Source organism: Actinoplanes sp. NPDC026623 (assembly GCF_040638275.1).
Taxonomy (GTDB): domain Bacteria; phylum Actinomycetota; class Actinomycetes; order Mycobacteriales; family Micromonosporaceae; genus Actinoplanes.
This window is the reverse complement of sequence record NZ_JBEZXZ010000043.1, coordinates 27,913-50,592: the sequence shown is the minus strand read 5'-3', so window position 1 is coordinate 50,592 and position 22,680 is coordinate 27,913. Positions and strand designations below refer to the sequence as shown.

The 22,680-nt window shown below is 71.6% G+C and carries 18 protein-coding genes; 8 read left to right on the top strand and 10 right to left on the bottom strand.

Going from position 1 to position 22,680, the window contains the following annotated elements:
* Positions 1-353 precede the first annotated feature (353 nt).
* The 8 genes from AB0F10_RS15890 to AB0F10_RS15855 all read right to left on the bottom strand — a co-directional run bounded on the left by AB0F10_RS15890 (position 354) and on the right by AB0F10_RS15855 (position 9,242).
* Positions 354-791: a hypothetical protein gene (locus AB0F10_RS15890; protein ID WP_360624413.1), complete on the bottom strand. Its 438-nt coding sequence runs from the start codon at positions 789-791 to the stop codon at positions 354-356.
* A gap of 108 nt (positions 792-899) precedes the next feature.
* A complete protein-coding gene (locus tag AB0F10_RS15885) occupies positions 900-1,871 on the bottom strand; it encodes a pirin family protein (protein ID WP_360624410.1) in 972 nt (323 codons plus the stop codon).
* 342 nt (positions 1,872-2,213) lie between these two features.
* A complete protein-coding gene (locus AB0F10_RS15880) occupies positions 2,214-3,557 on the bottom strand; it encodes an acyltransferase (protein WP_360624407.1) in 1,344 nt (447 codons plus the stop codon).
* A gap of 49 nt (positions 3,558-3,606) precedes the next feature.
* Positions 3,607-4,335, bottom strand: coding sequence for an ATPase (locus AB0F10_RS15875; RefSeq protein WP_360624404.1), 729 nt, complete (start codon positions 4,333-4,335; stop codon positions 3,607-3,609).
* Positions 4,336-4,413: 78 nt separating this feature from the next.
* Positions 4,414-6,261, bottom strand: coding sequence for a CheR family methyltransferase (locus AB0F10_RS15870; protein WP_360624401.1), 1,848 nt, complete (start codon positions 6,259-6,261; stop codon positions 4,414-4,416).
* A gap of 33 nt (positions 6,262-6,294) precedes the next feature.
* A complete protein-coding gene (locus tag AB0F10_RS15865; protein ID WP_360624398.1) occupies positions 6,295-7,341 on the bottom strand; it encodes a chemotaxis protein CheB in 1,047 nt (348 codons plus the stop codon).
* 60 nt (positions 7,342-7,401) lie between these two features.
* Complete coding sequence (locus AB0F10_RS15860) at positions 7,402-7,812, bottom strand: PPOX class F420-dependent oxidoreductase (protein ID WP_360624395.1); 411 nt, start codon at positions 7,810-7,812, stop codon at positions 7,402-7,404.
* Positions 7,809-9,242: a DUF2252 domain-containing protein gene (locus tag AB0F10_RS15855; RefSeq protein WP_360624392.1), complete on the bottom strand. Its 1,434-nt coding sequence runs from the start codon at positions 9,240-9,242 to the stop codon at positions 7,809-7,811. Before AB0F10_RS15855 ends, AB0F10_RS15860 begins: the two co-directional genes overlap by 4 nt.
* A gap of 138 nt (positions 9,243-9,380) precedes the next feature.
* On the opposite strand from AB0F10_RS15855, the gene AB0F10_RS15850 reads away from it, so the two are divergent.
* From AB0F10_RS15850 to mmsB, 7 genes are all read left to right on the top strand, one after another.
* The gene (locus tag AB0F10_RS15850; protein WP_360624389.1) at positions 9,381-10,394 is read left to right on the top strand and encodes a LacI family DNA-binding transcriptional regulator; all 1,014 of its coding nucleotides are present in this window, start codon (positions 9,381-9,383) and stop codon (positions 10,392-10,394) included.
* 165 nt (positions 10,395-10,559) lie between these two features.
* Entirely contained in the window at positions 10,560-12,194 is a 1,635-nt protein-coding gene (gene araB / locus AB0F10_RS15845) for a ribulokinase (protein WP_360624386.1), read from the top strand.
* Positions 12,191-12,865, top strand: a complete 675-nt coding sequence (locus AB0F10_RS15840) for an L-ribulose-5-phosphate 4-epimerase (protein ID WP_360624383.1) — start codon at positions 12,191-12,193, stop codon at positions 12,863-12,865. The genes araB and AB0F10_RS15840 overlap by 4 nt, the downstream gene beginning before the upstream one ends.
* Positions 12,862-14,352, top strand: coding sequence for an L-arabinose isomerase (araA, locus tag AB0F10_RS15835; protein WP_360624380.1), 1,491 nt, complete (start codon positions 12,862-12,864; stop codon positions 14,350-14,352). The genes AB0F10_RS15840 and araA overlap by 4 nt, the downstream gene beginning before the upstream one ends.
* Positions 14,353-14,479: 127 nt before the next feature.
* Positions 14,480-15,610: a multiple monosaccharide ABC transporter substrate-binding protein gene (gene chvE / locus AB0F10_RS15830; protein WP_360624377.1), complete on the top strand. Its 1,131-nt coding sequence runs from the start codon at positions 14,480-14,482 to the stop codon at positions 15,608-15,610.
* A gap of 75 nt (positions 15,611-15,685) precedes the next feature.
* Positions 15,686-17,215 (top strand): multiple monosaccharide ABC transporter ATP-binding protein, encoded by a 1,530-nt coding sequence (gene mmsA, locus AB0F10_RS15825; protein WP_360624374.1) that lies wholly within the window; start codon positions 15,686-15,688, stop codon positions 17,213-17,215.
* A 5-nt stretch (positions 17,216-17,220) separates the two neighbouring features.
* Positions 17,221-18,477, top strand: coding sequence for a multiple monosaccharide ABC transporter permease (gene mmsB / locus AB0F10_RS15820; RefSeq protein WP_360624370.1), 1,257 nt, complete (start codon positions 17,221-17,223; stop codon positions 18,475-18,477).
* A gap of 77 nt (positions 18,478-18,554) precedes the next feature.
* On the opposite strand, the gene AB0F10_RS15815 is transcribed toward mmsB, so the two are convergent.
* Both AB0F10_RS15815 and AB0F10_RS15810 read right to left on the bottom strand, forming a co-directional pair.
* On the bottom strand, positions 18,555-19,826 hold the full coding sequence (locus AB0F10_RS15815; RefSeq protein ID WP_360624367.1) for a DUF1501 domain-containing protein: 1,272 nt from the start codon (positions 19,824-19,826) through the stop codon (positions 18,555-18,557).
* 5 nt (positions 19,827-19,831) lie between these two features.
* A complete protein-coding gene (locus tag AB0F10_RS15810; protein WP_360624364.1) occupies positions 19,832-21,376 on the bottom strand; it encodes a DUF1800 domain-containing protein in 1,545 nt (514 codons plus the stop codon).
* Between the two features lie 115 nt (positions 21,377-21,491).
* Between AB0F10_RS15810 and AB0F10_RS15805 the strand changes: the two genes are divergently transcribed.
* The gene (locus tag AB0F10_RS15805) at positions 21,492-22,538 is read left to right on the top strand and encodes an ROK family protein (protein WP_360624361.1); all 1,047 of its coding nucleotides are present in this window, start codon (positions 21,492-21,494) and stop codon (positions 22,536-22,538) included.
* Positions 22,539-22,680: the final 142 nt, after the last annotated feature.

Genomic DNA, 22,680 nt, shown 5'->3' with positions numbered 1-22,680 from the left:
GTTTCGACCTCTTCCGGGCACCTCGGCGCCGGCCCGGCTCCCGCCAGACCCGGGCCGGCGCTCCTTATCGGTCCGGTGGTGGTCGGTCCGGTGGTGGTCGGAGCGGGTTGTCGTTAGTGAGCGGTCGCGGGCCCGGTTGATGTCAGGCTCGGTCGTCGTTCGTGAGAGGTCGTCGGTCCGGTTGTGGTCAGATCGGGCCGTCGTTCGTGAGCGGTCGCCGGACCGGTTGCTGTCACGCCCGGTCGTCGCTGCTGACCGGTCCGGTTGTGGTCGGGGCGCGTTGTCGTTAATGAGCGGTCGCGGGCCGGTTGGTGTCAGGCTCGGTCGTCGTTCGTGAGCGGGTCCGGTTGTGGTCAGAGCCGGCCGTCGCTCGTGAACGGTCCCACGGTGGTCGGCAGGACCAGGCCCGCGTTTACCAGCGCGTGCAGCAGTCGGCCGAGCTCGGTCCGGCTCACGGTCGCGCCGGGTGCGGGCTCCCGGTGCGGCACGTCGAGCGCCCGCGCCGCCTCCACGGCCCGCACGCCGATGGCGGCCTCGACCGCCCAGAGCCGGTGTGCCCGGATCGCGATGTGCGCGGAGCGGGTGAGCTCGTCGTGCAGCCGCAGCAGCCGGCGCAGGTCGGCGGCGAGCTTCTCGATGGGCAGGCCGATCGGCTCGGGCTCCGGGTCGTCGTGAGCCGGCCGGAGCTGGGCCAGCGCGGCACACCACTTGGGCGCGTAGATGACGACGGCGCCGATCAGGGTCGGTGCGATGGCGATGAGGGCGAGCTTCCCCACGTCGAGCAGGCTCATGGTGGACTCCTTCAGCCCGCGTGCATGGCTGTCCCATTGACGATCCGCCCGCCCGCGACCACCGTCAAGCCACGTTTGTGTGTTCCGCCATCCGTGGACCGCCGCAGCTCAGCGGGTGCGGCCCCGGGCGACCAGCCGGGTGATCGGCATCGGCGGCGCCGGGATGTCCGGCCCGTCGTAGCCCCGCACCCGTCCGAACCGGCCGCCGTCCGACCGGGCCTCCCAGTCCGCCCGCGCCGCGGCGATCTCGTCGTGGTCGCGGCCCACGAAGTTCCACCACATGACGATCCGCTCGTCGAACGGCTCGCCGCCGATGAGCAGAAGCCGGGTCTCCGGACCGGCTTCCAGCCGCAGCCGCGACCGGCCCGGGCCGAGATAGAGCAGCGGGCCGGGCGCGACGCTCGCGCCGTCGACGGTGGCGGCCCCGTCGAGCACCAGCACCGCGTGCTCGAAGTCCGGCCGCAGCGGCAGCGTCGCGCCGCCGCCGGCGGCCAGCGTGAGCTCCGCGCCGACGAGCGGCGTGTGGCAGGCGGCGGGGGAGACCTCGCCGGCCAACTCGCCCATGAGGACGGTGGCGGACAGGCCGCCGCCCGTGACCACCGGCAGGTCCGGGTGGTGGGCGAACGAGGGGGCGGCGTCACGGCCGGCGCCGGGCAGGGCAACCCACAACTGCACACCCTGTAGCACCTCGCCGTGCGCTGCCGGGGTCTGCTCGGAGTGGGAGATGCCGCGTCCCGCGGTCATCAGGTTGAGCTGCCCCGGCCGGATCTCCTGGAGGCTGCCGAGGCTGTCGCGGTGCAGGATCTCGCCGGCGACGAGCCAGCTGACGGTCTGCAGCCCGATGTGTGGATGCGGCCCGACCCGCATGCCCGCCGACCCGGCCAGCTCGTGCGGACCGTACGCGTCGAGGAAGCACCACGCGCCGACCATCCGCCGGTGCTTGTTGGGCAGGGTCCGGGTGACCTCGAACCCGCGGGGCCCGCCGAGCGCGACGGGGGCGCCCTCCAGCAACTCCGTCCCGTCGGGCGACGGAGACACCTCGGGACGGCCGACCTCGGGATCCGCTTCCAAGCAGCTCACCGTCAAAACGCTACCGCCAACCACCGACGATTTCACCGACCCGCGAGCCGCCCGGCACCCCAAGCCGTCCCGATCTGCGAGCCGTCTCGACCCACGAGGGCGTCCGACCCACGAGGGCGTCCGACCCACGAGGGCGTCCGACCCACGAGGGCGTCCAACCCGCGAGGCCGTTCGACCCGCGAGGCCGTCCGAGCCGCGAGGCCGTCCGAGCCGCGAGGGCATCCCGCGAGCGCGTCCGATCTGTGAGGGCGTCCCGGCCTGTGAGGGAGTCGCGGCCTGCGGGCTGGGACGGTCCGCCTCCGTCATGACACATGGCCGCCATCGGGTGTGGCGGGCCGGGTGTTACGGCCGGCGCGGGTGGCTCAGCGGCGCCGCACGCAGCAGCCCCGCGCCCAGGGCGACCAGCGCCACCGCGACGGGAGCCGTGACCGGCACGGTCAGGAGCTGCGCCGTGCGCCCCTCGAGCAGCCCGCCGAACCCCACCGTCGAGATCGCGAGCACCCCGAGCGTGCACAGCGCCGACCCGGCCGCCGCCGGCCCGGACGGCCCGGGCGCGATCACCGCCGGGCGGGCCGTGTCGAAGCGCCGGAAGCAGCACACCAGCACGGCCGTGACCAGGGCGGCCGCGCCGAGCCACAGCGGCCGGGTGGCCCACCAGCCGGCCGAGCCCGGCGCTCCCGCCGACCGCCCGCCGAATGCCGCCAGCACCACGAACGCCGCGCTCAGGTGCCACAGGAACGCCGTCATCGCGAGGCCGTTCGCCGCCACGACCGCCCGCCAGACCCGGGCCCGCCGCAGCCAGGCGGTCGCCGGCTCCCGCAGCAGCAGCACCAGGCCGACGAGCCACACCGCGTGCGCGGCCAGCGCGACCGTCGGCGGGGACATGTTGGAGATCTTCTCGCCGGGCACGCCGACCATCGACACCGGGTACGGGCCGACGGTGGTGAGCAGGATGACGGCGGTCAGCCCGCCACCGGCCAGCAGCAGGCCGAGCCGCCGTCCGCCGCGCTGCAGCGTGCCGTCCGCGTACAGGAAGCCGAGTTGGTGCACGCCGGCCCAGACGATGAGCAGGTTGAGCACCGCCACCCCGGGGTGCCCGTGCAGGCACAGCACGTCGACGACCGCTGCCGCCGCGAGCAGCGCCGCCGGCACGGCCGCGCCGAACCGGCGGTGCAGGCGCCACATCGCCGGAGCCAGCGCCACCAGGCCCAGGTAGACGCCGAGGAACCAGAGCGGCTGCACGACCGTACGCAGGGCGACCCGGACCAGGCCGTGGTCCCGGCCGGCGAGGGCCGCCGCCAGGGCCAGCGCCAGCCAGATCCCGGCGAAGACCGCGGTGGGCCGCAGCAGCCGGGCGGTGCGGGAGCGGACGAAGTCCGGGTAGCCGCCGCCCCGCCGGGCGATCGACGCCAGCGCCGTCGCGTGGGCGAAGCCGCCGACCAGGAAGAACACCGGCATCACCTGGAGCAGCCAGGTCGCCGGGCGCAGCGCCGGCACCAGGGCGAGCACGTTGGTCACCCGGGCGGTGCCGCCGGCGTCGACGACGGGTACGGCCATCAGCCAGTGGCCGGCGATCACGACGCCGAGCGAGACCACCCGCAGGAGGTCGACGTAGCGGTCGCGGCCGGCCGGGGTCGCGGCGGCCAGGGCGGCGGCGGGGTTGCGCATGGTGGAGGCGGGGGTCATGCGCACAGAGCTTTCCCGAGTCGGGGCCGGTGCGGATGGGGCCGCGTACTCAAATGGAGAGGGAGGCCCACACCACCTTGCCGTCGGTGGCGGGCACCGATCCCCAGCTGTGCGCGGTGGCCGCGATGATGTGCAGGCCGCGTCCCCGGACCGTCGTCACGTCGGGGACCGGGCCGGACAGGTGCGGTTCGACGGGGGATCCGTCCCGGACGGCGATGAGCAGGTAGGCCGCGCTCAGCGACATCCGGAGCTGCATCATGGTGCCGGCGTGGTGGACCGCGTTGCTGATCAGCTCGCTGCAGATCAGGCTGGCCGGGTCGATCAGCGCGGGCAGGTCCCAGCGCAGGCAGGCGTCGGTGACGACGTCGCGGCCGCGACGGGCGGCACCGGCGAGCGGGAGCAGGGTCTCGACGATGCCGGGCAGGCCGTGGCCGCCGTTGCCGAGGTGGTCGCGGGCGGCGTCGATCGAGTCGAACGCGGTGAGCCGCCGGTAGGCGCCGCCGGCCAGCAGCGCGGCCGTGTCCGGCTCGGGCGCGCAGAACAGGACGGGTATGCCGGGCCACCGGGCGGCCTGCCGCACTACGGCCAGGAAGATCGACATTGCGAGCGGGTCGGTCACGGTCAGGGCGCCGAGATCGACGAACAGGGCGCTCGGCTGTTCCGCCAGGCACTTGAGCAGGTCGACCCGGACCTTGGCGGTGTCGTCGAGCGCGAGCCGACCGGACAGCCGGGCGACCAGCCCGTCGTCCAGATCACCGACCGCACACTCGACCGTCACCGGAGACCTCCTAAACGGCGCCGCGTCGTCCTGTGATTGCATGCCCCTTCCGGGCGGGCGCAAACCCGAACGGGGAGCTCACTGGGCCTCGTCGGATTCCATCACGACGATCGCCCCCTCCCTGGTGTCACCGCCGTGCTGGTGCTGCAGCGGCCGGCAGGCGACGTGGACCACGATCGTACGGCCGCGCCGGTTGACCGCCTCCAGGGTGATCTCGCCGGGGCTGCCGTCGGGGGCCGACGCGGACCGCAGCAGGGGCCGGATGCGTTCCGACGGCAGCCCGATGTCGAGGTTGAGGAAGTGCTGCCCGAGGACCTCGGCGGTGCGCAGGCCCCAGAGGTCCTCGGCCCGCCGGTTCCAGGCGCGTACGCGCAGCTCGCTGTCGACCACGGCGACCCCGGCGCGCAGGCTGGCCAGGACGGTCTCGAGGAACACGTTGGCGTCGTCGAGCAGCGTGGTGCTGGCCTGTAGCTGGTCGTTGATGCTCTGCAGCTCGTCGTTGGTCGACTGGAGCTCCTCGTTCATCGTCTCCAGTTCCTCGTTGGTGGACTGGAGCTCCTCGTTGGTGGTCTCCAGCTCCTCGACGGTCGACTGGAGCTCCTCGTTGGTGGTCTCCAGCTCCTCGTTCGTCGACTGCAGCTCCTCGTACGCCGCCTCGAGCTGCTGGTTGGTGTGCTCGAGCTCCTCGTGCAGCCGGCGGGTCGTGGTCACGTCGTGGAAGATCAGGCTCACGCCGAGCAGGCTGCCGTCGCTGCCGGTCAGCGGGTTCACCTGCACCTCGAGGTAGAGCATGTCGCCGGGGGAGCGGAGGTACTCGATGTCGGCGATCCGCAGCGCCCGCCGTTCGAGCTGTGCCTGCTCGACGTATTTGCGCAGCTCAACCGGGCGGAACGACAGGTCGAGGTCGCGGAACGGCCGGCCGATGTCGCGCGACGACACGCCGAACATCAGCTCGAGCTGGCGGTTGGTGAGTGCGATCTGCCCGTCCGAGGTCAGCACGAGCTGGGCGGTGGGGCTCGCGGCGAACGCCTCGTTGCGCAGGCCGTCGAGCCCGTGCACGGGGTGGCCGCTCGCCCCGGCCGCCTCCGACGACTGCGGGCCGACCGGCAGCAGCTGACGGGACACCCGCCGGAAGATCCGCTGTTTCAGCTCGACCGGCTGGAAGAGGCTGCCGTGGCTGAGCAGCATCTCGGCCTTGCCGAGGAACAGGATGCCGCCCTCGGCCAGCGCGAAGTGGAACCGGTTGAGGATCTTCGCCTGGGTCTCGGCGTTGAAGTACATCAGCGTGTTGCGGCACAGCAGCAGGTCGATCCGGGAGATCGGGGCGTCCTGGACGAGGTCGTTGCGCCCGAAGATCACGGAGCGCCGCAGATCCTTGTGGAACACCCACCTGTCGCCGACCGGTTCGAAGTAGCGCTCCACCAGGTCGGCGGGCACGCTGCGCATGGCGCGTTCGTCGTAGACGGCCTGGCGGGCCTCGGCGAGTTGCTCCGCGTCGACGTCGGTGGCGTAGATCTTGACCCGGCCGCGGAACGCGTCGATACCGAGGATCTCGGCCAGCATCATCGCCAGCGTGTAGGCCTCCTCGCCGGAGGCGCAGCCGGCGGACCAGATCCTGATGGGGCCGACCCCCCGGGTGGCCAGCATCGGCTCGACCACCTCGGCCCGCAGGTACGCCCACGCGTCCGGATCACGGAAGAATCCGGTGACGTTGATCAGGATCGTGTTGAACAGGAAGGTGAACTCCTCCGGGTGCACCTGGAGGTAGTCGCCGTACGCCGGATAGTCCTCGGCGAGGCCGATCTGTGCCATCCGGCGATTGACCCGGCGCATGAGACTCGACCGCTTGTAGCCGGTGAAGTCGAAGCCGCGGGCCTCCTTGAGGTATGCGAGCAGCGACTCGAACTGGGGATCGACGGAGTCCAAGGAGCGCCTTCCGGATGGCATGAGCTGTCCACACTAACCCGGCGGTGGCGCCGTGTCGGCCTCGGCGCCGCCGGTCGAACCGATCCGGGCGATCAGCCGGCGAATCGTGGCACCCGCCGATTCCGCCTCCTCGGCGATGTCCCGGAACCGCGATCCGGTTCCCGACTGCCGGCGCAGCCCGGACACGGCCATGCGGCGGCTCAGCGCGGACTTCTCCTCCAGCGCCCGAAGGGCCATCCACAATGCGCCCTCGAGCGCGATCGCCTGCTCGTCCAGCAGACTCTCCGGCGACCAGGCGTGCCCCACCCGGCACCGGTACCGCGGCACCGGGCCGGCCTGTTCGATCTCGAACAGGCTGCCACCGCAGGAGGGGCAGCCGTACCCGGCCGGCAGGGTGGCCAGCTCGTCGCTGGTCACCGCGGCGAGCCCGGCCATCGCCACCTCCGCGTCGAGCATGGCGTCGCTGGTGTCGCCGGCGTCCGTGCGGCTGTCAGGCAGATCCATGGCGGTGATCCCAATGAGAATGCCGCCGATCTTGGCGGCGGGCGCGATGTGATCGACGGCGACGCGCTGGATGGCCGCCTGCGGCATCCACGGGTACAGCGCGTCGGCCGGATCCTGCACGATGGTGGCGCCGCCGCGGGCGGCGATGGCCGCCAGCCCGGACGCGCCGTCGTCGCGCGCGCCGGAGAGCACCACGCCGACCGCCCGCGGGCCGAACGCGCGGGCCACCGACCGGAACAGCGGATCGACCGCCGGGCGATGCCCGTTCTCGGCCGGCCCGCGGGTGGTTCGGATGCGATCGTCGAGAACGATGAGATGGTGATCGTTCGGCGCGACGTAGATGTGGCCGTGGTGCAGTCGTTCGTCGTCCACCGCGGTGGTCGCGGGCAGCGGCCCGCTGCGGTCGAGGATCTTCGCCAGCGCGCTCGGCCCCTCACGCGGCACGTGCAGCACCACCAGCACCGCGCCCGGATAGTCCGGGGGAAGGCCGCCGACGAGACTGCGCAGCGCCTCGACGCCGCCAGCCGAGGCACCAACGGCCACGACGTCGCGATGATCGGGACTCAGGTCTGCCACGGAAATCAACGGTAGACCCCAATCGACCGGGCCGCGAGCGCCGGGCGAGAGCCGGCGGGCCTACCGGGGCGCGCCGAGGCTCGCCGAACCGAGCACCCTGGCGATCGTCACCTCGATCACCACCCGTTCCGGGTTGGGGCGCGGCTGCCGGTAGCGCACGGCGTACCGGCGGACGGCCTCGGCGACCGAGTCCGGGTCGTCGCGGACCACGGCCTTGCCCTCGATCGTGCTCCAGCGCGGGCCCTCCACCTGACAGACCGCCACCCGGTCGCCGCCCGCGAGGACGTGCCGGACCTTCGCCGAGCCGCGGGAGGCGATGATCCGCAGCAGCCCGGCGTCCGGGTCGACGGTGGCGCCGACCGGCACGACGTGCGGCGACCCGTCGGCGCGCAGCGTGGTGAGCGTGCACAGGTGCCGCTCGGTCCAGAACTCGCACACCGGTGCCGCGGACAGCGACAGATGACCACTCACGAGATGACCTCCGCAGGTAGCTGGCCCTGGCGCACGGCGTCCACCAGGCGTTGATGGTCGCTCTCTACCTGGTCCGCGTACGTGCGGGCGAAGCGGGCGAGCATGTCGTCGAGCTTGTCGCTGCCGCCGATGTAGCCCGCGATCATCGACGCGCCGCTGGTCCGGGCGTGGCTCTTGGCGAGCAGGTAGCCGCAGATGCCGGCGTAGTCGGCGAGCGCGGCCGCGTTGATGTCCTCGACGAGGATCGCGCCCTTCATGTCGCGGAACTGCCGCACGTAGAACTGCAGCTCGCCGACGGTGGTCCAGCCCAGCAGCGGGTCGCTGACCGTCTGCAGCGCCTGCTGATACTCGACCACCCGCTGGCCCTGGTGGCGGTGCCAGGCGACGCTGCCGTGCTGGTGCTTCGCGATCACCGACCGGCGGGCCTGCTTGAGCTGCAGGAACACCACGTCGTCCGCGCTGCTTCCCTCGCACAGCGCCACGTAGGCCCGCAGCCCGACCGAGCCGACCCCGACCACCTTGTGCGCGATGTCGACGATCCGGTAGCCGGCCAGGATGCGCGCCCAGTGCGGCGGGAGCGTGTTCAGGTAGCCGTCGAGCGCCGCCGCCAGGTGCGCGTACTCCCGGTCGCTCGGCCGGGTGATCAGCGGCGGCTCCTGCACCAGCCGGGCCGTGCCGTCGCGCTGCTCGGTGAAGCGGGGCAGCGCCCGGTCGCTGGTGCGGCGCCGGGCCCGGCGGGCGGCCCGTTCGATCTCCTCGCGGAAGCCGGCCTTGGTGGCCGCCCGGCGCAGGTCGTCGACGTCGAGGGCGGCGAACGAGCGGGCGAGCAGCGGCTGCGCGGCGAGGTGGCCGATCTGCTCGCGGTACTGCTCGACGCAGTGCCGCACCGCGTCGGCGCAGGCGTGCTCGCGGAAGCCGTTCTGCCGCCCGGCCACCCACACGCTGGTGACCAGCCGCCGCAGGTCCCACTCCCAGGCGCCCGGGTGTGCCTCGTCGAAGTCGTTGAGGTCGAAGACCAGTTCGCGCTCGGGGGAGGCGTAGAAACCGAAGTTGCCGAGGTGGGCGTCGCCGCAGATCACCGGCGTGATCCCGGTGTGCGGCAGGCCGGCGAAGTCGTCGGCCATGACGTTCGCCGAGCCGCGCAGGAACGCGTACGGCGAGGCCAGCATGCGGCCGACGCGCACCGGGATGAGCCGGGGCAGCCGGCCCTCGTGCGCGTCGATCAGCTGGCGGACCGGGTCGGCCCGGTCCGGCCGGGGCCGCCAGTCGGCCAGACCGGTACGCGGTGAGCGCTCGCGAAGGGAGCGGCCGAGTTCGTAGCGCTCGGCGCGCGGCCGGGCGGCGGTGCGCAGCGAGGCGAAGCCGTCGTCGCGGCCGGTGCCGAGCACGCCGTCGCCGTCGCTCTGCCGGGAATCCGGGGCTGCGTCCATCTCCGCCGAGCCTACGGTGCGGCCCGGAACGGGGGAACGGGCAGGTTGACGCCGATCTTGTTATCGCTAACAATTACCGTCGGGTCCATGGTGCGGGATTGCCCGCGCCTACGGCTCGGGACGGGGACAGGAGCGGCGATGGACGTCAAGGCAGCGCGCAGTCCCGCCATGACCGATGTCGCGCGGCTGGCCGGCGTCTCGCACCAGACCGTCTCCCGGGTCCTCAATGATCATCCCAACGTACGCGAACAGACCCGCCTGCGGGTCCGCGCCGCCATCGCCGAGCTCGGCTACCGCCCCAATCGCGCCGCCCGGGCGCTGGTCACCGGCCGCTCGCAACTGATCGGCATCGTCGCGCAGAACAGCACCCTCTACGGCCCCGCCTCGCTGCTGGCCGCGTTCGAGCAGGCCGCCGCCGAGGCCGGTTTCGCGGTCAGCGTCGGCAGCGTCGGGCGCCTCGACCGGGAGTCGATCGCCGGCGCGGTCGAGCGGCACCTGGATCAGCGGGTCGCCGGGCTGGTGGTGATCGCGCCCGTCAAGTCCGCCGACGACGCGCTCGAGGACATGCCCGCCGGCGTGCCCCTGGTGACGATCGACGGCGATCCGCAGCGTTCGCACACGCTCGTCACCGTCGATCAGGCCGTCGGCGCGCGGGCCGCCACCGAGCACCTGCTGGCCGCGGGTCACCGGACGGTCTGGCACATCTCCGGGCCGGTCGACTGGTACGACGCGGCGTGGCGCATCGAGGGCTGGCGCCGCGCGCTCGAGGACGCCGGCGCCGAGGTCCCGCCGCTGGTGACCGCCGACTGGTCGGCCTCGTCCGGCTACGACGCGGGGCGGATGCTGGCTCGGATGCCCGAGGTCACCGCCGTCTTCGCGGCCAACGACCATCAGGCGCTGGGCCTGCTGCGCGCCTTCAGCGAGCACGGCCGCCGGGTGCCGCACGACGTCAGCGTCGTCGGCTTCGACGACGTGCCCGAGGCGGCGTTCTTCATTCCGCCGCTGACCACCGTCCGGCCGGACTTCGACGCGGTCGCGCAGGCGGGGCTGGGCCTGCTGCTGGCGCAGATCGCCGACGAGGCCACGCCGCCGAACCGCATCGTCATCGCACCGGCCCTGGTCGAGCGCGCAAGCGTGGCCCCGCCGGGGTAGCCGGACGGCCGTAAAACGGTTTCGGCAAGGTTGCCCCGTTGTAACCGCTCACCCGTTGACATCGTAAATGTTAGCGCTCACACTCGACCCCACGCCGCCTGGCATGCGCGCTCTGCGACCACGCGGGCGACATGTCGGATCCCCCTTCGCGGAGGTACATCACTCATGCCCGTCGCTCCGTCCGAGACCTATGTGATCGGCGTCGACTTCGGCACGCTCTCCGGGCGGGCCGTCGTGGTCCGCGTCGCCGACGGCGCCGAGCTCGGCTCGGCCGTCCACGACTACCCGAACGCCGTACTCACCGACGCACTGCCCGACGGCACCCCGCTCGGTCACGACTGGGCGCTGCAGGTGCCGGGTGACTACGTCGAGGTGCTGCGCGAGGCCGTGCCCGCCGCGGTGCGCGCCGCCGGCGTCGACCCGGCCCAGGTGGTCGGCATCGGCACCGACTTCACCGCGTGCACCATGATCCCGACGCTGGCCGACGGCACCCCGCTGAGCGACCTCGCCGAGTTCGCGAACCGGCCGCACGCGTACGTGAAGCTCTGGCGCCACCACGCCGCCCAGCCGCACGCCGACCGGATCAACCGGCTGGCCGCCAAGCGTGGCGAGGCCTGGCTGCCCCGGTACGGCGGGCTGATCTCCTCGGAGTGGGAGTTCGCCAAGGGGCTGCAGGTCCTCGAGGAGGACCCGGAGATCTACGACCGGATGGACCGCTGGGTGGAGGCGGCCGACTGGATCATCTGGCAGCTCACCGGCGCGTACGTGCGCAACGCCTGCACCGCCGGCTACAAGGGCATCCGCCAGGACGGGCACTACCCGGCGCCGGACTTCCTCGCCGAGCTCAATCCCGCCTTCGCCGGCTTCGTGGCCGACAAGCTGGACCAGCCGATCGGCGAGCTGGGCTCCGCGGCGGGGACGCTGACGGCGCAGGCCGCCGCCTGGACCGGGCTGCCCGAGGGCATCGCGGTCGCGGTCGGCAACGTCGACGCGCACGTCACCGCCGCGGCCGCACAGGCGCTCGAGCCCGGACAGCTGGTCGCCATCATGGGCACCTCCACGTGCCACGTGGTGAACGGCGACGAGATCGTCGAGGTGCCCGGGATGTGCGGGGTGGTGGACGGCGGCATCGTCGCGGGGCTGTGGGGCTACGAGGCCGGGCAGAGCGGGGTCGGCGACATCTTCGCCTCCTACCTGCGCCACCTCGCCCCGGAGCTGACCCACGAGCGGCTGACCGAGCTCGCGGCGCGGCAGCGGCCCGGCCAGCACGGGCTGATCGCGCTCGACTGGCACAGCGGCAACCGCTCGGTGCTCGTCGACCACGAGCTCTCCGGCCTGCTGATCGGCGAGACCCTCGCGACCAGGCCCGAGGACGTCTACCGGGCGCTGATCGAGGCGACCGCCTTCGGCACCCGCACGATCATCGAGACGTTCGGCCGGGCCGGGGTGCCGATCAACGAGTTCATCGCCGCCGGCGGGCTGGTGCGCAACGAGCTGCTGATGCAGATCTACGCCGACGTGCTCCGGATGCCGCTGTCGGTGATCGGCTCCGAGCAGGGCCCGGCGCTGGGCTCGGCCATCCACGCGGCGGCCGCCGCGGGCGCGTACCCGGACGTGCGCTCGGCCGCGGCGGCGATGGGCCGCAAGCGGGCCGCGGTGTACCGGCCCGACCCGCGGGCCGCCGACGTCTACGACGAGCTGTTCGCCGAGTACACCAAGCTGCACGACTACTTCGGGCGCGGCTCCAACCGGGTCATGCGCAACCTGCGTGCCATCCAGCGACGGACGGTCTCCTCATGATTCTCACGGACGCGATCAGGCAGATCCGCCGGCAGGTGGCGGACCTGCACGCCGAGCTTCCCCGCAACGAGCTGGTGGTCTGGACGGCCGGCAACGTCTCGGCCCGGGTGCCCGGCGCCGACCTGCTGGTCATCAAGCCCTCCGGGGTCCGCTACGACGAGATCACCGCGGACAACATGGTGGTCACGGATCTGGAGGGCAACCTGGTCGACGGCGAGCTGAGCCCGTCGTCGGACACCGCCGCACACGCGTACGTGTACAAGCACCTCCCGCACGTCGGCGGTGTCGTGCACACCCACTCGACGTACGCGACCGCCTGGTCCGCCCGCGGCGAGGCGATACCGTGCGTGCTGACGATGATCGCCGACGAGTTCGGCGGCGAGATCCCGATCGGCCCGTTCGCGCTGATCGGCGACGACTCGATCGGCCGGGGCATCGTCGAGACCCTCGAGGGGCACCGCTCGCCGGCCGTCCTCATGCGCAACCACGGCGTCTTCACCGTCGGCGCCACCGCGAAGGCGGCCGTCAAGGCGGCGGTCATGTGCGAGGACGTCGCCCGGACCGTGCACATCTCGCGCCAGCTCGGTGAGCCGGTACGCATCGCGCAGCCCGACATCGACGCCCTCTACGACCGCTACCAGCACGCCTACGGACAGGAGTCCATCCGATGAAGCCCCAGATCTGGTTCCTCACCGGCAGCCAGCACCTCTACGGGCCCGAGACCCTGGACCAGGTCGCCTCGCAGTCGCAGCAGATCCAGCAGCTCCTGACCTCCTCGGGCGGGATCTCGGCGGAGATCGTCAGCAAGCCGGTGCTCACCGACAGCGCGGCGATCCGCACGGTGATGCTCGAGGCGAACGCCGACCCGGCGTGCCTCGGCGTCATCGCCTGGATGCACACGTTCTCGCCGGCCAAGATGTGGATCACCGGTCTGGACGCGCTGCGCAAGCCGCTGCTGCACCTGCACACCCAGCTGAACCAGGCACTGCCGTGGGCGTCCATCGACATGGACTTCATGAACCTCAACCAGGCCGCGCACGGCGACCGCGAGTTCGGCTACATACAGACCCGGATGAGCGTCGCCCGCAAGACCGTGGCGGGGCACGCCGCCGATCCCGGCGTGGTGGCCCGCATCGACGGCTGGGCCCGGGCCGCGGCCGGCGTGCAGCGCCTGCGCAGCCTGCGGCTCGCGCGCTTCGGCGACAACATGCGGGACGTGGCGGTCACCGAGGGCGACAAGGTCGAGGCCGAGCTGCGGTTCGGCGTCTCCGTCAACACGTACGGGGTGAACGACCTGGTCGCGGTCGTCGACGCCGTGCCGGACGGCGAGATCGACGCGCTGGTGGCCGAGTACGCGGACGCGTACGCGCTGGACCCGGCGCTGGCCCGCGGCGGCGAGCGGCACTCCTCGCTGCGTTACGCGGCGCGTATCGAGGCGGGCCTGCGGCAGTTCCTGACCGAGGGTGGCTTCGGGGCGTTCACCACCAACTTCGAGGACCTCGGCGGCCTGCGCCAGCTTCCCGGCCTCGCCGTTCAGCGGCTGATGGCCGACGGCTTCGGCTTCGGCGGCGAGGGCGACTGGAAGACGTCCGCCCTGCTCGCCGCCGTCAAGGCGATGGGCGAGGGCAGCGGGCGCGGCACCTCCTTCATGGAGGACTACACGTACCATTTCGGCCCCGGTGAGCAGAAGATCCTCGGTGCGCACATGCTCGAGGTCTGCCCCAGCATCGCCGCGGCCCGGCCGTCCTGCGAGATCCACCCGCTGGGCATCGGCGGCCGCGAGGATCCCGTGCGCCTGGTCTTCGACGCCGCACCCGGCGCGGGCGTGGTGATCGGCATGGTCGACCTCGGCGACCGTTTCCGGCTGGTCGCCAACACCATCGAGGTGACCGCGCCGGACGAGCCGCTGCCGAAGCTTCCCGTGGCCCGGGCCGTGTGGAAGCCGGCGCCGTCGCTGGCCACCTCGGCGGAGTCGTGGCTGACCGCGGGCGGGCCGCACCACACGGTGCTCACCCAGGGCGTGGGGGTGGAGTCGCTGCGCGACTTCGCCACCATGCTGCAGACCGAGTTGCTGCTCATCGACGAGCGCACGAACACGTACGACTTCGCCGACCGGGTGCGGTGGAACCAGGCTTATTACCGTCAGTTCGCAAGGTAGATCACCAGAGCGGTGAAATGTAACGCACCGCTAACAACAGTGTTCAGGATTGTTTACTTCTGAGCGGACGTGCGGGAAAGTTCCATCGTCGCGTGCGTCCGCGACCCCCCATCGCAAGGAGAGAACGATGAAGTTGACCCGGCTCGCGTCTGTGGCCACGGCCATGACGCTGACGGTGGCCCTGGCCGCCTGCGGTTCGAGTGAGAAGACGGCCGACAAGGAGGGCGCGGGCGCTGCCGACAGCAGCGGCGCGCTCATCGGCGTGACGATGCCGACCCGTTCCTCCGAGCGGTGGATCGGCGACGGCGACAACCTCAAGAAGCAGCTCGAGGCCAAGGGCTACAAGGTCGACCTGCAGTACGCCGAGGACGACATCCCGACGCAGGTCAACCAGCTCGAGAACCAGATCACCCGCGGCGCCAAGCTGCTGATCATCGCCTCCATCGACGGCACGGCGATCACGACGCAGCTGCAGACGGCCAAGGACAACAAGATCCCGGTCATCGCCTACGACCGGCTGATCCGTGACAGCCCGAACGTGGACTACTACGCCACCTTCGACAACTTCAAGGTCGGCGTGCAGCAGGCCACCTCGCTGCTGGTCGGCCTGAAGCTGCTGAAGGAGGACGGCTCGAAGGGCGACGCCAAGGGCCCGCTCAACATCGAACTGTTCGCCGGCTCGCCGGACGACAACAACGCCACGTTCTTCTTCAACGGCGCGATGTCGGTCCTGCAGCCCTACATCGACGCCAAGACCCTGGTCGTCAAGAGCACCCAGACCAACTTCAAGCAGGTCGCCATCCTGCGCTGGAAGCCGGAGGTCGCGCAGAAGCGCATGGAGGACCTGCTGACCTCGACCTACAAGGGCGGCGCCAAGGTCAACGGCGTGCTCTCGCCGTACGACGGTCTCTCGATCGGTATCCTGTCGGCGCTGAAGAGCAACGGCTACGGCACCACCGGCCAGCCCTACCCGATCGTCACCGGCCAGGACGCCGAGGTTGCCTCGGTCAAGTCGATCATCGCGGGTGAGCAGTTCGCGACCATCTACAAGGACACCCGCAAGCTCGCGGACACCACCGTGCAGATGGCCGACGCGGTCCTCAAGGGCCAGACGCCGCAGACGAACAACAACAAGGACTACGACAACGGCGTCAAGGTCGTTCCGGCGCAGCTGCTCGACTCGGTCATCGTCTACAAGTCCAACTACAAGAAGGAGCTCGTCGACTCGGGCTACTACCAGGAGTCGGACCTGAAGTGATCCGAGCCGGTGCCCGCCGCCGAGAACTCGGCGGCGGGCACCGGGCCCTTCGCGTGCCGACCCTGGGGGATGAGCATGAGCGACACGATCCTGCAGATGCAGGACATCACCAAGACGTTTCCCGGGGTAAAGGCGCTCCAGGACGTCAATCTGTCCGTACGCCGCGGCGAGATCCACGCGATCTGCGGTGAGAACGGCGCCGGCAAGTCCACCCTGATGAAGGTCCTGTCCGGGGTCTACCCGCACGGCTCCTACGACGGAGAGATCGCGTTCGAGGGCGAGGCCTGCCGGTTCGGGGGCATCCGCGACAGCGAGGAACGCGGCATCGTCATCATTCACCAGGAGTTGGCGCTGGCGCCGCAGCTCTCCATCGCGGAGAACATCTTCCTCGGCAACGAGCAGGCCACCCGTGGCCTGATCGACTGGAACCGCACCAACCACGCCGCCGGTCAGCTGCTGGAGCGGGTCGGCCTGCGCGAGAACCCGGTCACCCCGATCATCGACCTCGGCGTCGGCAAGCAGCAGCTCGTGGAGATCGCCAAGGCGCTCTCCAAGGAGGTGCGGCTGCTCATCCTCGACGAGCCGACCGCGGCGCTCAACGACGAGGACTCGACGCACCTGCTGGGCCTGCTGCGCGACCTGCGGGACCACGGCATCACCTGCGTGATCATCTCGCACAAGCTCAACGAGGTCATGGCGATCGCCGACCGGGTGACGATCCTGCGCGACGGCCGCACCATCACCACCATGGACCTGGCCACCGACGAGGTCTCCGAAGACAAGATCATCTCCGGAATGGTCGGCCGCGACCTGGACCACCGGTTCCCGCCGCACGAGTCCCTGATCGGCGAGGAGGTGTTGCGCATCGAGGACTGGACCGTCCGCAGCCCCACCCAGCACGGTCGCGTCCTGGTGCACAACGCCAACCTGAGCCTGCGCCGCGGCGAGATCGTCGGGCTGGCCGGGCTGATGGGCGCCGGCCGCACCGAGCTGGCGATGAGCGTCTTCGGCCGCTCGTACGGCACCGGCATCACCGGGCGGCTCATCAAGGACGGCAAGGAGATCCGCCTGCGCTCGGTGCGCGAGGCGATCGACAACGGCATCGCGTACGCGACCGAGGACCGCAAGCGGTACGGCCTGAACCTGATCGAGGACATCAAGCGCAACATCTCCGCGGCGGCCATGGGCAAGCTCGCGAAGCGCGGCTGGGTGGACGAGAACGAGGAGTTCAAGGTCGCGGGCGAGTTCCGCAAGAGCATGAACATCAAGGCGCCGAGCGTCCTGAGCATCACCGGCAAGCTCTCCGGCGGCAATCAGCAGAAGGTCGTGCTGTCCAAGTGGATCTTCACGAATCCCGACGTGCTGATCCTGGACGAGCCGACCCGCGGCATCGACGTCGGCGCCAAGTACGAGATCTACACGATCATCAACCGGCTGGCGGACGAAGGTAAGGCGATCCTGGTCATCTCCTCGGAACTGCCGGAACTGCTCGGCATCTGCGATCGCATCTACACGCTGTCGGCGGGCCGGATCACCGGCAACGTGCCGGTGCACGAGGCCACTCAGGAAAACCTGATGACGCTCATGACCAAGGGAACGGAGTAACCGCGATGTCTGTCGCACCCACCAACGCCGACTTCGCGGTGGCCGAGACCCCGGGCGCACCGGCCGGCCCGACCGGGGACTCGCCCCGCCGGTTCAACCTGAACCTGCGCGAGAGCGGTATCTACATCGCCTTCGCCCTGATCGTCGTGCTGTTCACCGTGCTCACCGGCGGTGACCTGCTCGCGCCGCAGAACATCAGCAACATCATCGTGCAGAACTCCTACATCCTGATCCTGGCGATCGGGATGATCCTGATCATCATCGCCGGCCACATCGACCTGTCGGTCGGCTCGGTGGTCGCGGTCTGCGGCGCCATATCCGCGGTCCTGATGGTCAACTACGACGTGCCCTGGCCGCTGGCCCTGCTGATCACGCTGATCGCCGGCGGCATCATCGGCGCCTGGCAGGGCTACTGGATCGCCTACTTCGGCATCCCCGCCTTCATCGTCACGCTGGCCGGCATGCTGCTGTTCCGGGCGATGACGCTGTGGGTCCTCGGCAACCGCGGCATCGGCCCGTTCCCGGACCCGGTGCGCACGATGTCGACCGGCTTCACCGAGAGCTACCTGGGCAACGTCGGCCTCGGCGCGCTCGGCGGCGCTGACCTGTTCAGCCTGCTGATCGGCGTGGTCGCGGTCGGCGGCATCGTCTTCACCCAGTGGCGCACCCGCTCGGGCCGAGCGCAGTACGGCCAGGCCGTCGACCCGATGCCGCTGTTCGTCGGCAAGATCCTGGTGTCGTCGCTGCTGGTCATCGCCGTCGTCACGCAGCTGGCCCGGTTCAAGAACCTGCCCTGGGTGCTGGTGCTGCTGGCCTTCCTGGTGCTGTCGTACTCGCTGCTGACCAACCGGGTCGTCTTCGGCCGGCAGATCTACGCGGTCGGCGGCAACCTGCAGGCGGCGACGCTGTCCGGCGTCAAGGTCAAGTCGGTGATCTTCTGGATCTTCGTGAACATGGGTGTCCTGGCGGCGCTCTCCGGCGTCATCTTCGCGGGCCGGCTCAACCAGGCCAACCCGACGGCCGGTAACCAGTTCGAACTGGACGCGATCGCGGCGGCCTTCATCGGCGGCGCGGCGGTGCAGGGCGGCGTCGGCAAGGTCGTCGGCGCCATCACGGGTGGCCTGATCATGGGTGTGATCAACAACGGTATGTCCCTGATCGGGGCGCAGAGTGAGACGGTGATGTTCGTCAAGGGCGCGGTCCTGCTCGCGGCAGTCGCGTTCGACGTCTGGAGCAAGCGCCGCGCCGGCGCTTCTCGCTGACCTCGAACCCCGGCGCGGCCGTCGAATCCGGCGGCCGCGCCGGGGTCCCTCGCTCAATCCGTGGCGGCGCCGACCGGTCAGCGGGCGGCGGCCAGGCCGAACGACGCCGGCGAGACGTCCGGGAAGACGCCCGACAGCGACCCGAGGCCGCAGCGCTTCTGCAGGATCTCGCCGATCACCGCGCGGTAGTCGGTGGTCGCGGCGAGGTCGCCGGCGACGAGGGCGCCCGCGGACAGGCCCGGCCAGTTTCCGTACACCTTGCCGCCCCGGATCCCGCCGCCCATCAGCAGCATCGCGTTGCCGTGCCCGTGGTCGGCGCCGCGGGATCCGTTCTCCGCCACCCGGCGGCCGAACTCGCTCACCGTCACCAGCGTCACGCCCGCCATCCCGGACGGGCCCAGGTCGGCCGCGAACGCCGCCAGGGCGTTCGCCGTCTCGAGCAGGTTGTCGTACATGCGCTGGCCCTTGACCGCGGTGCCGAGGCCCTCGTGCATGTCCCAGTCGCCGCAGTCGACGGCGGCCACGGCGAGACCCGCCTTCGCCTTGATCATGCGGGCCACGTCGCGCAGCGCGGCGCCCAGCGGCGTCGACGGGTAGGCGGCGCCGTTGGCCGGCGCGTACGTCGTGGCGCGCAGCCGGGCCGTCGCGGTCAGGGCGGAGTCCGCCGCCTGGGCGGGCGCCGCCAGCGGGGCGGGCGCCGAGGCGTACATCCTGCGCAGCGCGGCGGCCATCGGGCGTCTGGCGCTCTCGCCGGCCAGCGCGAGGTCGTCGATGCCGGCCATCGAGATGTCGGCGGACGGGCCGCCGAAGAGCCGGGCGGGCATCGCGCTGCCGAGCGAGACGCCGGCCAGCGGGCCGGTCGCGCCGGTCACCCCGAGCATCCGGTCCAGCCAGCCGCTGCGCACCGACGTGCCGGCGGCCGCGCGCTCCATCTCCTCCATCGCGGCGAAGTGCGAGCGGGTCGGGTTGGGCTGGCCGACGGCGTGCACCGCGGCCAGGTTGCCGCCCTTCCACATCGGCAGCAGCGGCGCCAGCGCCGGATGCAGGCCGAACATGGCGTCGCCGCCGATGGCCTGGCTCTTCGGCAGGGCGATCGCCGGGCGGGCCCGGTAGTAGTCCGGGTCGCCGATGGGCGCTATCGCCGACAGTCCGTCGAATCCGCCGCGCAGCGACAGCACGACCAGCGTGTCGCCGGTGTACCCGCCGGCCGCGAAGGCCATCCGGGTCGACAGCCCCTCGCCGGCGAGCCCGGCCAGGGCGCCGGCGGCTCCGGCGGCCAGGCCCCGGCCCAGGATCCCGCGGCGGGTCAGCAACCGGCGGTTCTCGTCGCAGCACGCCTGTGCGGTCATGGTGCTCACCTCAGCTGGAAAGTGGGCGAATCAAGCACGAGGGCGACGAAATACGGCAGGCTCCCGGCCACCGACGTGTCTTTGCTGGTCAGAGGACTCGTCGGCAGCTTCCCGGCAACGCTTAGCACGGCGGCGACGTGGTCGGCGGGCAGCGCGGTGCCGACCAGGCGCCGGGCCAGGGCGTCCACCAGCGCGCCGTAGGTCGCGGGCAGGCTCGGCACGAGCGCCTTGAGCAGGTCGGCGGGGCGGGTGAGCTGCCTGGGGTACCAGCCGGTGGCGAGGTTCAGGTGGCCGTTGCAGCGCAGCACGAACGCGGACGGCGAGGCCCAGGCGGCCGCGACGTCCGGGTAGCCGTTCGGCGGGCTCCAGCGAAACGGCGCGTTCCCGGCGTTGACCAGGTTGTTGTAGAGCGCGTCGAGCGCCTTGACGCCCGAGGTCTCCGGGCCCAGGCCGAGCGCGCGGACCGTCGCGGCCAGGTCCTCGAACGGCGTGCGGACCTTCTGCCCGATCGACGCGGCGAACTCGGGCGAGGTGAACAGGGCCCGCAGCACCGGCACGATCGCGGTGTCGTTGTCCAGGTACACCTTCGCCAGCTTGGCGACCAGCGTCGCCGGCGCCTCGTCGGCGACGAAACGGGTGCACAGCCGGGTGGCGAGGCGCTCGGCGGTCGCCGGGTGCCGGGCCAGGTAGCCGAGGAACGCCAGCGCGGCCGCCTCGCCGCCCTCGGCCGTGGCGTTCGCGTGGCCGAAGCCGAGGATCCGTACGGCGCCGGTGGCGTGCCTGGCCGCCGCGTAGGCGTACGTGCCGTCGGTGCCGACGGTCAGCCCGGTGAGCAGCCGCGCCGCCGCCTGCACGTCCGCCTCGCTGTAGATCATGCCGACGGTGTGCAGCTCCATCAGCTCGCGGGCGTAGTTCTCGTTCGGCAGCGCCTTGGTCGACGACCGGTTGTCCAGGTATGTGAGCATCGCCGGGTGCCGAGCCGCGGCGACGAGCATGTCCGCGAAGCGGCCGAACGCGTGCTTGCGGATCACCGAGGCGTCGTAGTCGGCGCGGCTGTCCCACCCGCCGCTGGACGGCGCGGCGACGTGCAGGTGGTTGGCCCAGAAGGCGGCGGCGGTCTCGAACAGCTGCCGGTTGCTCCAGACGGCCCGCGCGATCGCGGCCCGGCCCAGCTGACCGAAGGCCTCGTACGAGTGAACCGGCAGCTTGGCCCGGACGGTCGCGATGCTCGCGCCGGCCAGCGGGAGGCGGGTCAGCAGCTTCTCCAGCGCGGCGTCGTCGATGTTCGCGGGGGAGAACTGGCGGTCCAGCCAGCCGGCCGCGCCGAGCTCGGTGATCTCGGCGAGGGCCGCCGGGGTCGGGCCGAAGGTGGCCCGGCGCAGCAGGTGCGCGAGCGGATCGGCGGAGACGAGGCCGGCCGGCGCCGAGGTCGCGGCGGTGGCGGGCAGGGCCAGGGCCGCGTCGAGGGTCAGGCCCCCGGCGGCGGTCGCGGCCACGGCCACGGCGCCGCCGAGAACGGCGCGGCGGGTCGGCGCGGGCTTCGTCGTCATACCGGGGACTTCGGCCCGTTCCCGCCCGTTCGGCGGGCATTCGGCGGCAAGCAACCTATCCGCAATCCCCCGGCACCCGTCGCCTACCGGCGTGTACGGACGTACGCTCAGGCCTGTGGATCAGATCGATGTGGTGCGGACCCCGGCGTCCTGGGTAGTGGTAGGCCTCGACAACGGCGGCACCTGCAACAATGCGACCGTCCTGGACGCGACGGGCCAGTACCTCGTCGATCAGATGGTGGAGAGCCCCAGCCTGGTGACCGAGGGACCCAAGGCCGCGGTCGAGCAGCTCGCCGAGGCGTTCCACGGCATTCTCGCGCTGACCAGCACGCCGATGACCCTGGTACGCGCGGTCGGCCTGGACACGCCGGGCCCGGCCAGCGCCGCCGGGGTGATCTCCTCGCAGGGTTCGACGAACTTCTCCCAGCTCTCCTGGCACGACTTCGACATCCGCGGCGCCCTCGAGGCGCGCATCGGCCTGCCGGTGATCTACAACAACGACGCCAACGCCGCGGCGCTCTACGCGCACCACCGGCATTTCGGCGCCGAGGCGCCGCAGCGCTCGTCCGTGGCGGCGATCGTGGGCACCGGGCTCGGCGGCGGCGTGGTGGAGGACGGCAAGGTCGTCCGCGGCGCGGTCGGCATGGCCGGCGAGCTCGGCCACGTGCAGATCCCGCTGCACGGCGTGCTGGAGGAGGGCCAGCCGGTGCCGCGGTGCAACTGCGGCTTCGAGGGTGACGTGGAGAGCATCGCGTCGCTGACCGGCATCACCAACAACCTGCTGCCGTACTGGCTGACCCGGTTCCCCGACCACCCGCTGGCCCAGGAGTCGATCAAGAAGGCGGCGAAGCTGCTGCGCGGTTACGGCGAGCGGGAGGACCCGCTCGCGCTCGCGGTCTTCGGCCAGCAGGCGAAGGCGATCGGCAAGCTGTTCACGATCGCGGCGAACTTCACCGATCCGTCCGCGTACTTCCTCGGCGGCGGCGTGGTCGAGGCGGCACCGCACTTCCGCCAGTGGTTCCTGAGCACGGTCCGCGAGCACACCCAGCTGCGCGCCGAGCAGCTCGCGGCGGCGACGTTCGCGCTGGTGCCGGATCTCGACATGGCCGGCGCCCGGGGCGCGGCGGTCGCCGCCCTGGAAAAGGTCCGCGGCACCGTGTAGGTCCCGCTCGACCGGCGGTCGACCGGCAGGAGCGTTTTACCCACCTTTGTGGACCGATGTGTCCGGCTGCCGATCGCGGCATGCCCGGTGATATCGGCGTATGCGCACGTCGCTAACACCTGTGACAGCTCATCGACAGCCC